Raw genomic sequence first — 14,438 nt, forward strand, 5'->3', positions numbered from 1 at the left:
TTTTGTTGCACTCAAGGTTGGCGTAACCTGCCAATGCATAAATTCAGGGTTAAAATATTTGCTTTTTCAATGTTCAAAGGGACATATTTTTTTATATCAGTTTTTCATACCAAACTTTACACTACCAATAAGTATACCATAAATTAGGTGATATTTCAAATCGGTGGAATTTCAAGATATATTAATAAGAACTATCCATTAAACATATACCCCTTACCTATAATCCAATATTTTTAATACGGGGGCTTAACTTCATGATACCAGGTAACATACATAACATGCTTAGCCGGTGATTTATCTTTGATTTCGTTACCCGGCAAGGCTAAGCTTTTTAAATCATTTAATTCACTAATAACACTAATATCAGTTATTTTATTATCCGCTAGGAACAAACTACCCAAGCCGGTAAATTCACTGAGACTACTAATGTCTTCTATTTCATTATTAGACAAATCCAAATGCTCCAAATTTTTTATTCCTTTAAAATTACTGATATCCTTAATTTTATTATATTTAACTTCCAAAGAGTACAAATTCTGTAAATTACTTAAACTACTGACATCACTGATTTTATTATGATCTAATACTAGAAACCTAAGATTATTTAATCCTCCTAGGTCTTTTATATCACTGATATTATTATTGTTGATGCATAAAGTTTCTAGATTAACCAAGCTTTCCAAGCTACTGATGTCACTGATTTTATTGTGGTTTATATATAATTTCTTTAAGTTTTTTAGTTCCTTTAAAGCACTGATATCATCGATTATATTATCTGATAGTACAAGATGACTAAGCTTCGTTAAATCTTGTAAACTGTCTATCTTGCTGATCTCATTTTGAGATAAATCCAACATATCCAGATTCGTTAATTCTGTAAGACTGCTTATGTCTTTGATATCATTTTGGCCTAAATACAGATATTTTAGGGCCGTTAATCCTTTTAGACAGTTTATGTCGTTTATTTCATTATCAATCAAAAATAATTCTTTTAGATTCATTAATTCCTTCAAACTACTTATATCCTTAATTTTATTGTCGCATAAGTTTAAAGTCTCAAGCCCAGATAATACCTTAATGCTGCTAATATCGCTAATTTTATTATCATTGCAATAAAGGTGCTTAAGATTATTAAAATGAACGATATCTTCTAAGCTATCTAGATTTTTTCCTTCTAAATATAGTTCCGATATCTGACTTACATCACTAAGATAGATATCGCTGTTCGGTTTTCTTAATATATTCCGGATGGCTCTCTCGAAGTCTTTGCTTTTCCAAACGATTACTCCATCCTGATTGGGTTCGGGACCTGGTAGAAGCTTAGAACCGTTTGCTAATTCAAACTCTTTAATCGTTGTTTCTTTGTCCTTCTCACCCGATATATATGCTTTGATCGCATTCTCCCATTGATAAAAGTCATTTGTAATTTCAAAATTCTCGTCACGCTGATAAAACGGTGAATTTAACACTTCATATATGATAGGATTTATATTTTGTCCTCCAAGTAAGTCACGACTACTATCTGCTTTTTTTAGAACCGTTCCGGATATTACAGATAATTTTTCTTCTCTAGAAAAAGTTCCGGTTGCCAGCCTATACTGAAGTCCTGTTTCAGAACTGTCCAACGTAATCCATTCGATCAATGGCCCTAGAATATCTTTATTGGGTGAATTTTTATTTACAAGTATCCCAGTATTTATGTTACATACAGTTTTATAAGGTGGCATACAGATTGCCCAATCACCTGCTGTATTATCCTGTATTAAAGAGTAATATATATCAGCTAAAGTTATAAATCCAAATATTTTATCACCGACACCGTCTAAATCCATGTACCATTGTTCTGTCCATGCATCAGTATCCTTAATACACCCCTTCTCATAAAGGTAATTTGATAAATCCATATACTCTACCCACTTAGGGTTGATAGCTCCATCACTACCTATCGAAAAGCTTTCATCAATCACATACCTAAGATCTTTAAAACCTGGAACAATATAGTAGCCATGTTCCTTTAAGGTTAGTGCTGCTTGCTTAAAATCGTCCCAATCCTCGGTACCTCCACCAAGGATACTAGCAATTTCACTCGGGTCATCGCTACCCCATACCTCTTTAGCTACAGAGCGACGATACATAAATACACTGACAGTTGACAAGTAAGGAAGTACAATAATTTCACCCTCCGGATTCGTTCCGTAATCTATGACAAATTGTGGAATATCCGACTTGACTAAGGCAGTATCGACATCAATGCCAAGGTCTTTATAGGTACATGCATAATCAGATAACTCACCCTTGATAAAATCCTGTTGTGCATATGCAGGAACACAATACATATCTATGGAACTCGGATCATTCACCAGTTTATCACTGGCTAGATTTGTAATATCATTTGAACCGTAAACAATTTCATCTGTATAAAAATTGATACTATAGTCAAAATCCCAATTTTCCTTTGCATATTCATTAATAATATTTCGAAGTTCACGGTCTACTGTATATATATGAATAAAGCGCGTTCGATCGATAGGTTTCTGATCTGTTTCTTTTATCAACTTATCTTCACCTATAGACTCATCTGAAGCATTCGCAATAGATTTTTTGTCGGTATTTAATTCTTCTTTTTGTTTTTGCATAAACAATAAGGTCATGACTATGGCAGCAACTGAAAGTATACACGAAGCAACTATAATGATGCGTTTTTTTCCTATAAACTTTGATTTCATCTTAATCCTCCTATTATACCTAAATAGCACTTAAACTGTAAAAGATATCTGCCAAATCACCTAATTATATGAACTAAGTGTACTAAATTTGTAACTGATATTCAATAAAATAAATTATATACATATCATAAAAATTTATATACATATCACAATAACGGTTTAATTTTTGGGTGCAGAAAACATTTACTTTAAATAACGTTATGAAATCACTAATAAAATCACTAAGCGTATTTTTGTAGTAGGTATTTCATAATATTTCCTGTATAATAGATATTATTATATTAGAAAGAGGAGTCTTATGAAAAAGAAAAATGTTAGAAAAATCATTGTATTAGTTATAATGGGTTTGTTTGTACTTTTCTTTTGTATCTGGCAAAATAATGATATTGTTATTTCTCATTATTCATACAAGACTTCTTTGATAGGGGACAATCTAAACGGTTATAAAATCGCACAAATATCAGATTTGCACAATAAAAGATTTGGCAAGAATCAGAAACACCTTTTAAATATTTTAGATAAGGAAAATCCTGATATTATTGTAATTACAGGAGATATCGTTGATAGTAATCATACAAATATAGACATAGCTTTGGAGTTTATCAAAGGTGCTATTGAATTAGCCCCGGTATATTATGTAACCGGGAATCATGAATATTGGCTATCGAATCACGACAGGGATAAACTAATGAAGGGAATGGAACGAAATGGTGTAACGATACTTGACAATAAAGTAATTTACATGGAAAAAGAAAATGGTAATGGTTATTATTTAATAGGTTTAAGCGATAAGAATTTATCAGATCATGTATTACCATCTATATGCTCTTCTATTGATTCAAATAAACTTCAGATTTTATTAGCCCATGAACCGCAGTATTTTGATAATTACAGTAAAGCTGATGTAGACCTTGTATTATCAGGACATGCTCACGGAGGCCAAATCAGATTGCCGTTTATTGGTGGTCTTATTGCCCCCGACCAGGGTTTTTTACCAAAATATACATCAGGAACATACATAAATAAGAATACCACTATGATTGTAAGTAGAGGGTTAGGTAATAGTATAATACCTATGCGAGTTTTTAACAGACCAGAAGTTGTAATTATATCTCTTCAAAAACATAAAATTCGCCAAACGAATTCCTAAAAATTTATAAGATCGGAATTCATTTGGCGAATCATCTATTATAAGGGGGGAATAGAATAAAAAGCGTTTGTTATTTTTAATCTTTTCTGCTTAATTGAAATACTAAATCATCAATTCTTTGACTTAATATTATTAACTGCTCATCATTTAAACTAATATTGTGGCTCACTGCTGTATTTAACTCGCTTTTATAAAAATTAATCATCTCTAATAAATCAGATCTGTTACTCATAAATATACCTCCTATGAATTTGAATTTATGAAATTTTCATTTAATTATAGTGCAATTATATCTGAAACCTTGTATCTTCTCATACTTTTATTCCACTTCTCGCTCATCTTTTGTACTACCTCATATTCAGGAAGTGGTTTACTGAATAAATATCCCTGCATCTTATTACATTTATGTTTTACTAAATAGTCCTTTTGTTCTGATGTCTCCACTCCTTCGGCAATAACACTCAAGTTTAAGCTTTTCCCTAAATTCACAATCAGATCGGCGAAGGATTTGTTTTTATCCGAATCAGTAATTGTATCTATGAACCCCTTATCTATCTTTAGGGTCGTAATCGGCAATAATTTCAGATAATTCAACGAAGAATATCCCTTACCAAAGTCATCCAAAGCAATATTGATACCTCTCGCTCTTAATAATTTTAACTTACCGGCAATTGTTTCATAGGATTCCATAAGAATAGACTCTGTAATTTCTAACTCCAGGTGCTTTGCATTAATCCCAGCATCCGTAATGGTATCCATAACCATAGTAACAAAATCCTCTTGTAATAATTGCAGCATTGAAATGTTAACCGCTATGTTTAACTCTTGATATCCCAATTGATGTAATTTGTATAAAAAGCTGCAAGCTGTCTTTAAAACCCACATACCAATTGGTATAATCAGATGCGTATCTTCTGCAATACTTATAAATCTATCTGGTGAAATCATACCTAACTCTGAATTATTCCAACGGATTAATGCTTCAAACCCTGTGATACAGTCTGTTTCAAGATCTAATTGGGGTTGATAGTATAATTCAAACTCATTGTTAACCAAAGCCAACCACAAATTCTTTTCTATGTACATTCGTTTGGCGATGTCTTCATTCATCGGCTCGTTATAAAAAACAATTCGGTTTCTACCGCTTTCCTTTGCTTTATAAACGGCAATATCAGCATTTTTTAGTAGAGTATCAACATCGATGCCATGATCCGGATATAAAGATACACCTATACTGGCGGTAATAAATACATTATTTGCATCAACAATCAATGGCGTTTTAAATGCTTTAATGATATTGATAGCCCTGCGTTCAATATCTTCCTTACTACCGTATTGTTCAATTAAGACAATGAATTCATCTCCGGCAATTCGAAACAAAGTTTCATTATCATTTTGAGATTTTAAACGCTCACTGACTTGTAATAATAAGGTATCACCAAAAGAATGTCCCATGGTATCATTGATGTTTTTAAATTTGTCAATATCGATATATAAGAGTGCAAACTTACTTACATACTTTTCTTTCATAAGAAAATGCATTTTTTTATTGAGTGCCAAACGATTCTGTAATCCGGTCAAATGGTCATGATAAGCGATATATTGTAATTTTTCTTTATATTCATTTAATTCACTCATGTCCATATGTATTCCAATGACACGGTAATCATTATTTTCATCATTTACAATGGCTTTACCCTTAGCTTTAATCCACTTATACTCTCCTGACTTTGTTTTAATTCTATATTCACAATAATAATACGGTGTTTTATTCCTAACATGCTCTGCCATACTCTTTTGAACCTTTTCTCTGTCAGAAGGATGAATTAAGTTTTCTATATGTTCCAATGCTTCCATGTCCTCTGGGCTATACCCTGTTATTTCATACCAACGTTCAGATAACCATCTTGTACCATTGGCTTCCTCCCATATCGCATCATTGGTAGTTTCCAAAAATATTCTATGCCTTTCCTCAGAGTAATGTAACTGTTCTTGATGTCGAAGCAATTGTTCCTGCAGCTCACTAAATTTTTGTTGATTAATAGATAACTGCTCATTCATGAACTCCAGATCTTTATTTGTCTCATTTACTTTGATATGATTAGCGACTAATTCGTTCTCCACCCTTCTGATTGCTTTAATCAGTGAGTTTATTCCAATGTATAGAATGGTACTCATTACGATTACATAAACCCAACCCTTTATAATGCTTAAAAATGTAATTAAGTCATTGTCGTTTGTAAATTTCTCTAATGCTTTATCAGAAAATAAAATCCATGCTACCCCTACGATAAAATGTATTAATACAATCCTTAGGGCTAACTTATATATCTTCTTCCAGTCCTTATGTACATATGCTTTCACAGCTTTATCTAAAAAACCAACGTCATCATTTTTAAGAATTTTATCACGCAAATTATGCTCCATAATACACCACCCTTATACAAAAAATTAATAATTCCATTTATAAATGACAAAAAAGGATAATCTTGTATAATAAAATAATACAAAATTATCCTTTATTTATGAATGAAATATGTTCAGTTTCTACCCAGAAAAATTTCGGTTATGTAAATAATTAGTTTCCTTCATGGTTAAGGCGAAATGTTGTCGGCGTTAATCCGATCACTTTTTTAAATACCTTGCTAAAGTATTCCGCATCCTTATATCCCAATTTCTCGGCAATTTCATAAGTTTTTAGATTGTCTTTCAAAATCAATACTTTGGCTCTCTCCATTTTTACTAAAGTGACATATTCAGTAAATGAAATTCCGATCTTTTGTTTAAAGCTCTCACTGATATAGGTCTTATTCATATATAGTCGATCCGCAACTATAGATAACGTAATATTTTTATCAATATTTATTAATATATAATTACAGACCTGCTTTACGATTCCTTTCTCCTGAAGGTCTAATCTTAATAAATTGATCAAAGTACTTAAGTTCTCTATCTTTTCCATATAAGTGTTTTTTAAAGTAGTAAGACTTCGGTTTTTCACATCATCAAAGCCATTGTAAATGGCTGGATTTATATATAGATCAAGAAATGGAAAGGCTTTTTTTAATTCCTTTATTACATCGTATATACTGTTTTTTAATAAACCGGCGTTTCGAATCAGTTCGTTTTTGTTGGAATTTTCGAATATTCGCTCCATCATCTGTTCAATCCCCAATAAAGATTTTTCATCACCCCTGCGAATTAAACTTGTCAGGACAGTTATCTCATCTCCTGACAAACGTAATTCCGTATCTTTTTGGGATTCTTCCAGTTTTTTAATCCTTTCTTTTTCTAGGCTTTTATTATCTAGAAAGCTTTTAGCTCTTGTTAAAAGGCAGGATAATTCATTGGCATCTATAGGCTTAGGTATATAGTCAAAGGCCCCAAGAATAATCCCCTGTCTGGCAAACTCAAATTCACTGAAATCACTCACAAGCACAACGCAGGAACATAAATTTCTTTCCACGATAGCGCGAAGTAGTTCTAATCCGTCAATTTTGGGCATCTTAATATCAGTAATTACCATATCAACAGGATTATGTTCCAGCTTACCCAGTGCTTCCTGCCCATTCTGTGCTTCTTGGCTAATGGAAAAGCCTGAAGCTGCACCCCATATTTTTAATCTTTTTATTTCTGTCCGAATAATATCTCTATCATCTACAATCATAACCTTATACATCTTAATCACCCCTAATTACTCTTCATATCTTCACTCCATTTGTTCGGTAACGTAAAATACACCGTGGCTCCTTTATCTAACTCTCCTTCAATCCAGGTTCTACCACCATGCTTTTCAATAATCTTTTTAATTGTAATTAGGCCAATACCACTGCCTTCAAATTCATCGCTGGTGTGTAACCGTTGAAATAAACCAAATAGCTTCTCGGAATAATTCCTATCAAAACCGACACCATTATCCTTCACATAAAATACATATTCGTTCTCCGTTATGTTGGCTCCGACGTTAATATAGGCAATATCTCTATTCTTAGTGAATTTAAACGAATTAGATAAGATATTATTTAACACCTGCTTTAACATTGTCCTGTCAGCTAAGACCGTTGGTAGCCCTGTTTCAACCTTAAATTCAATTCTTCGTTCCGGGACCGAGCATTTTAATTGATGATAACTGGTGGCAAATAGTTCATTACAGTCAACCGGCTCAAGATGTAATTCCTTTTTGGAGGTTGTGGAATATTGCAAAAGTTTATTAATCATATCAATCATTTCAGAACAGATATTTCTAACATGAAACAGCATCCGAATGACTTCTTCTTTTAATTCATCCTGATAATCCTCAAGAATAATTTTACTGTAACTATCCACTGCCCTTAGCGGAGATTTTAAATCATGGGAAACCGTATAGGCAAATGCCTCCAATTCCTGCATAGCGTGCTGTAGATCACGGGTTCGCATGGCAACTCTTTGCTCCAGTTCTGCATTTAATTTACCTATTTCTTCAATCGCCTTTTTATACTCGGTGATATTTTCAATCACTATACCGATTTGATTATTATCTATTCGAAATGCATTCACCAAAAAATGCATCTGATATCCTAGAAAGTAAGTTTCAAACCGCCTTGCATTCCCAGTAGTCAATACTTCTTCCAGCTTTTCTAAATCCTTAATACGTATCGGAAATACTTGATTCCAGCTTTTCCCGATGATCTTATCTCTTTTCAATTGTGTCTGATGTTCAAAACTGGAATTTACAGCTATAAAGCGTACATCTACTAAGCGATTGTTCCTGTCTAGAATTGGATCAAATACAACAAAACCGTTGAGCATTCTATCAAACAACTGTGAATATCTTTCTTCACTAACCATCAGGTTTATTTGCATTGCTGATAATTCATCAAATTGCTGTCTCAGTTCTTCATCCGAGGCTGTCAAGTCGTCATATAAGTTCGTTAATTCCACATGATTATTATACAATTCCTTTTTCATTTTACTTACTTTTCGAAGATAATATAAAAGTATTAATATAAAAGTAACTAAGGTTAAAATAATGAGTAGGGTGGTAATAACAAGATCTCTGTAAGTATCAATAAACGAAAACGGCTTATTAAGTATCTGACTTTCTCTCGGAAGACTGGTTTCAGGAATAGAAAAGCGTATTAATTGATTATAATCAAAAATATATCGGGTAGTTTTTTCTTTTACCATAGGAAGCTTATCTATGCTTACACCCTGAAGAATCTTCACGGCAAGTCCGGCTGCCTTCTCTCCCTGTAACTTACCACTTAACATACTACCGCCAATTGCTCCATGATTCATTCCAAATTCATAAAGGTGATAAACCGGAACACGACTTCTTTGACTAATCATTTCAGTAAAATCTTCAAAACCCACCACGACTCCTTCATCATCCATATAATAAGTGGTGATTAATATAGCGCTATCCTTAGAAATCAAATCAATCTGATTAAGGATGTCCGTATATGATCCGTCATTTAACGCAGTAACTTTGACATCAGGTGCTATTCTATGTATCTCTTGTATTGTTAATTCTCCTGTAGAAATACCGCTTTCCGTATTATCAAAAACTACAGCAATTTCTTTTAAGTCAGGATTTATCTTTAACGCTGCTTCTATTGTTTTTTCAGCATCGATACTCTCTACAACCCCTGTTACGTCAGAAAAACCTTCTAACAAACTTTGTACTCCTCTTTCATTGACACCGCTAAATACAATAGGAGTATTGGGAAATAATTTCTCTCTGTTTTTCAACGCGAATTCCAGAGCTGCATCATCGGTAGTGATAATTATATCCAGATGTTTATTTGCATACTTATAATTTAATTGAGAATAAAACAACTCCAGATTATCCTTAGTGGGATAATTCTTCCAGTCCATGTATTCGATATAGATGGAACTCTTAAAATTAGCTTTATGTAAAATCTCAATGATTCCCTCTTCTTCTTGATCCGTCCAACTTAATCCGTTTTGATAAGAATTAATAATTAGCACATCTTTTTTCTCCAAATTCTCTGCTGTTACAATCATGCTATTACTATAGATTCCAAATAGAATAAGGCATAAGAATAGGACGATATTTTTTATGATAAATTTATACTGAAATTTCATTCTCATCTGTACTCCTTTGACTTAATCTCTTATATAGTATCACAGTTAAATATCAATAGTTCAATCTTAATAACGTCGTTTGAAGATATCTATATTTTATCATATAATAGAAATTTTTACAAAATCTTTCATATTTTCGTTTAGTTATTCTAGGTTTGATAACAAGATTTATAATCAGATTTTTTAATGTATAGATTCAATTAAAATAAAAAAAATTGGAGCTGTTGCTATTTTGCATCAACTCCAATAGAAAGTATAATGTTCGAAATCAAAGTACATCCAACGCAAATCTGCTGTCATAATAGGAAATTCCCGGTCTTGTTTTCGTATCAGAAAGAGTATCATGGTATATGTAGAATGACCTTTGGGTTGAATATAAGTATTCTCAGGAGATTCGGAAGGACAGGTTTTTAAGCATCCCTTATCTTCGGTTAAAAAATTCAGGAAGAAGATTGCCGCCTCTTTCATAATAGGGAATGCTTCCTCCGAGACAGAGGCAGGCTTTTTATACCATAGCTACTCATAGATAACTTCTCCACTATTCTAAAGTATTAAATTAAGCTTCTTTCTGTTTCAAATCTTCCGAAATTCTATCCATCAGGAATTGAATGAATGGTGATTCCTCCCTTATCTCCGGACATGCACCCTCAGAAGAAAATAACATATCGCAAGGAGTCTCCTTTGTATAGGGACTCCAATACGGCATATCGGATCCATCTGCGTCCTTTCCGTTTGGATCTCCGTTTTTAATAAAATTGCACATGTAATTACACATCAGACGGGCTAGATCGTAGTGCTTTCCTGTAAAGGGTCTCCAGCATTTTGCCAAAGTTTCGAAGAAAAACCATAAATCGACCGAATGAAAGTTGCCCGGCTTATCCCATCCCGGGATATCTGCATCAAACCGGTAATAAAAACATTTTTGTGGATTATCAAGCTCCTGATTTTGAAGAAACAGGCTCTTAACGCTACACTCAATTCCACTGACTGTTGCATAATGATTTTCATTCTTCTTCCAGGTTTCTTCAAAATTAAGAAACTCTTCCGAGTGTGGCCCAAATAGTTCTTTTGCTTTTTGTGTCAATTCGTCCTCAGAGTTCACACTAATAGAATTCAGGAATTCATCCGAAGTGTTTCCAGACATTACCGGCACCATGGCATGCTTATTCTTCATATAAAGAGAAAGAGGATAACCGATACAAAACTTACCATCAATAACATTAAACATCCGCTCATTACTTTTGACGAAATTCGCATACATGTCCCGAAGATAAAAGGGATCCAACTTCCTGGCCTCTGCTAGACTCTTAACTCCAATAAAATCAAAAAATTTAATTCCTAGCTGCTCCGCCTCCGAAAGTGTCTTCGGTTTTCCTATGCTGATATCCTTATAGGGACTATGAATCATTGCACTCTGTACAATAGCTTTTTGAAATAATCCGAAATTATCCGGGCAGGTCATCTGTACCAAGACACTTCCGCCACCGGCAGACTGCCCGGCAATCGTAATATTCTTTGGATCACCGCCAAAGGCACTGATGTTTCGAACGACCCACCTAAGGCCTGCTTGTTGATCCAAATGACCGAAATTGGCAGGTGCTAAAGGCTCCTCGGCTGTGATCTCAGGATGGGCCATAAATCCAAAGACGTTAAGTCTGTAATTCACTGTTACAACGATAACCCCTCGCCTGGCTATCCGTTCCCCATCAAACTCCATCTCTGCGGGATATCCCCACTGCAATGCTCCTCCAAAAAACCATACCAATACCGGTTGTTTCTCCTCTACACTTTTTGCTCCTGTCCATATATTTAGATACAGACAATCTTCGTCCATTACAATATCAGGGTCCACATGCCATTCTCTGCAATAGATATCCTCTCCGATACCCGGTGTATCCTGTACGGAGATCGGAGCGAACCGATAAGCATCAAGGATACCCTCCCAGTTTGGGCAAGGTTTCGGGGCTCGCCATCTGTTTTCTCCGACAGGAGGGGCTGCAAAAGGAATTCCTTTAAATGCGGTAATTCTTGGATCTGCTGCTTCTATTCCCCTAACTATTCCATTTTCCGTTATCGCTGTTCGTATCATTTGATATCCTCCATGGTCTCATAAATTGATGTATGCTCGAAATGACCTGATATACATTAGCTCTTAAAGCCTTTTCTTTACTACATGGACCTTCCTATCATCAAATAATACATCCTAAATTTCCAGAGTAAAGGAAAGCAAGCTGGCATTTCCTCCACCGGTATAAGTAAAATAAATGGAATGAATTCCGTCTTCTATCTCGATATCAGAGGAATATTCTTCCCATACATTCGTAAAGTTCACCGGAATTTGGGCTAAAACCGGACCATCCCATGTGGTTTTCACCTGAAAAGCTCCGTTAGCATAGCCACGCACTTTAATCTTAATACGTTTTACTCCCCGTAGGTCAAAATACTTAAAACCTGCAGTAGCAGTATCTGTGATATTGGCTATATATCCAGGTTCTTCATCCCCGTCTCTGCCATCCTGCATAATCTTAGGGAAACGGTCGCCCCCGACATAAATTGAATCCTCCTTAGTAAACAGATTACAGGCAAGATAACCATAATACTCACCTTCCCCTTTTAAAGGAACAGGATTAAGGCCACAGGAAGTCATCTCAACCTGTGGTATCGATCCGTCAGGAAGTATCGTCAGCCGTTCTGCACAGCCCTGTCTACTATACCAGGTACCGTTTGTATGTCTGTGATAGAATACATACCATTCACCATTCAATTCAACAATGCTTCCGTGATTATTGGCACCATATGCCATCGGTTTATTTCCAGGCTTATAGGAATCAATATGCAGATCACAGTTACTAATAATTACACCCCCATAAACAAAATCCTTTGTCGGACTTTTACTGGTCGCATAGCAAAGCTCATGCATCGCAACGGAGGAATAGATAAAATAATAGGTATCTCCCCTTTTACGGATAGAAGGACCCTCAAAAAACTCATAGCCTTCAAAACCACTTCCGCTACTGTAGGGTGCGCTCGGTACTACAAAGACAGGGGCTTCAATTACTGTAAGCATATCCGGTCCAAGAACCGTTGCCATTGCTCCTTTTCTTGAAGTATCCTCTTTTGCGCAGAAGCCCGTGTACAGATAAACCTTATCCCCCTCTAGCATCACAGCCGGGTCAAATTGTGGTTGGTCACCCTTCTTTTCTCCCAGCCGTGTACCATCCTCATAGTGTACATATCCATAGAATTCAAAGGTACCATTTGGTTTGTCACAAACAGCAACCGAAACAACAGACACCTTATCCAGTACATAATACAGATAGTATCTCCCATCCGTTCCCTGTACCACATCCGGTGCGTATAGGCACATCTTTCCTTCCTTATTCAGTGGATCGGAGGTCTTCGGATAGATTACTCCTTCGTATCTCCAATTACCAAGATCATCTAAAGGAGCTGACCAGCCTACATAATCTCCAAGACAGAATACATGTCCGTTATAATAATCATGTGATCCATAAACATAAACTCTGCCATCAAACACATGAGGTTCTCCATCCGGTACATATTCCCAGGATGGCAAATATGGATTAAATGCTTGTTTTTTCATGTTCTATAACCTCCGTATATTATGTTTTTAAGACAATAAAACCATATCATATTTGTCCTTAGCATACTAACCATCTTACTGAATGCTCTAAATGCTTTTTCCAATAAACCCAGTCATGTACTCCATCACCCTCTTCATAATAATGTTCAATATTATTCTCTTGCATAAAGGTATGGAGTTTCCTGTTTGGTTCTATCAGAAAATCCTTTTCACCGCATACAAAATAAATTTCAGGTATCTTTTTTTTAGATTTTATCAATGCTTCCATACAATACCTTGGATCTTTATCCGAAAATCTCAGCTTCTTTGGATCCTGAAAGATTCTGTTCTGATAATCGGCATCTGAAACATGATCCGGGATAAACTCACCCTTATCCGCTATATTTATCTCAATATAGGCACCAGATAAACTGATGATTTTAGAGAATGTATCCGAATATCGCAAGCCATTAATCATTGCTCCATAACCACCCATGGAGATGCCCCCGATAAAGGTATCCTCCCTTCTATCGGATAATCGAAACATGCTTCTTGTTACCTCAACAAGTTCTTTGCCGATGAAGGAGCTAAAATTTTCACTTTTATCAACTCCTTCCAGATAAAAAGAATTCTCTCCGCTGGGATAAATAAATGCTAAATTATATTCCTCAGAAAGTATCTGAAGTTCTGGAATATGAAGATAATCATGACAATCACCGCCATACCCGTGGAGCATATACAAGGTTTTACATTCAATGTTAGCATTTATAGTACCGCTCATTAAAGAATTGTTTCTAGTTGTTGGTATAAGAGCACAAAAGCTAACATTACGCCTTAGAGAAAAGGAGTAAAAGGTTATGTTTACAACAGCCATGGATTTCTTTCCTTTCTT

9 protein-coding genes and 1 pseudogene are annotated in these 14,438 nt (G+C 34.9%); 1 reads left to right on the plus strand and 9 read right to left on the minus strand.

The annotated features are described in order from the left end of the window. Positions 1-233: 233 nt before the first annotated feature. Entirely contained in the window at positions 234-2,726 is a 2,493-nt protein-coding gene (locus I5677_RS15245; protein ID WP_197662513.1) for an extracellular solute-binding protein, read from the minus strand. A 298-nt stretch (positions 2,727-3,024) separates the two neighbouring features. Between I5677_RS15245 and I5677_RS15250 the strand changes: the two genes are divergently transcribed. Then, entirely contained in the window at positions 3,025-3,876 is an 852-nt protein-coding gene (locus I5677_RS15250) for a metallophosphoesterase (RefSeq protein ID WP_197662514.1), read from the plus strand. 76 nt (positions 3,877-3,952) lie between these two features. Here I5677_RS15250 and I5677_RS15255 read toward each other — a convergent pair whose 3' ends face one another. From I5677_RS15255 to I5677_RS15290, 8 genes and pseudogenes are all read right to left on the minus strand, one after another. Then, entirely contained in the window at positions 3,953-4,108 is a 156-nt protein-coding gene (locus I5677_RS15255) for a Spo0E family sporulation regulatory protein-aspartic acid phosphatase (RefSeq protein ID WP_197662515.1), read from the minus strand. A 44-nt stretch (positions 4,109-4,152) separates the two neighbouring features. Beyond that, positions 4,153-6,303 (minus strand): putative bifunctional diguanylate cyclase/phosphodiesterase, encoded by a 2,151-nt coding sequence (locus I5677_RS15260; RefSeq protein WP_197662516.1) that lies wholly within the window; start codon positions 6,301-6,303, stop codon positions 4,153-4,155. A 151-nt stretch (positions 6,304-6,454) separates the two neighbouring features. Then, positions 6,455-7,555 (minus strand): response regulator transcription factor, encoded by a 1,101-nt coding sequence (locus I5677_RS15265; protein WP_197662517.1) that lies wholly within the window; start codon positions 7,553-7,555, stop codon positions 6,455-6,457. Positions 7,556-7,566: 11 nt separating this feature from the next. Continuing rightward, the gene (locus I5677_RS15270; protein ID WP_197662518.1) at positions 7,567-9,969 is read right to left on the minus strand and encodes an ABC transporter substrate binding protein; all 2,403 of its coding nucleotides are present in this window, start codon (positions 9,967-9,969) and stop codon (positions 7,567-7,569) included. A 231-nt stretch (positions 9,970-10,200) separates the two neighbouring features. Then, positions 10,201-10,443, minus strand: a pseudogene (locus I5677_RS15275) (glycosyl hydrolase family 95 catalytic domain-containing protein); the annotation flags it as partial. A gap of 76 nt (positions 10,444-10,519) precedes the next feature. Then, positions 10,520-12,052, minus strand: a complete 1,533-nt coding sequence (locus I5677_RS15280; protein ID WP_197662520.1) for a carboxylesterase/lipase family protein — start codon at positions 12,050-12,052, stop codon at positions 10,520-10,522. A 114-nt stretch (positions 12,053-12,166) separates the two neighbouring features. Continuing rightward, positions 12,167-13,567, minus strand: coding sequence for a family 43 glycosylhydrolase (locus tag I5677_RS15285; RefSeq protein ID WP_197662521.1), 1,401 nt, complete (start codon positions 13,565-13,567; stop codon positions 12,167-12,169). 58 nt (positions 13,568-13,625) lie between these two features. Further along, positions 13,626-14,420 (minus strand): alpha/beta hydrolase, encoded by a 795-nt coding sequence (locus tag I5677_RS15290; protein WP_197662522.1) that lies wholly within the window; start codon positions 14,418-14,420, stop codon positions 13,626-13,628. Positions 14,421-14,438: the final 18 nt, after the last annotated feature.

The sequence above is a fragment of the Mobilitalea sibirica genome, assembly GCF_015999265.1.
In the GTDB taxonomy this organism is placed as follows: Bacteria; Bacillota; Clostridia; order Lachnospirales; family Lachnospiraceae; genus Mobilitalea; species Mobilitalea sibirica.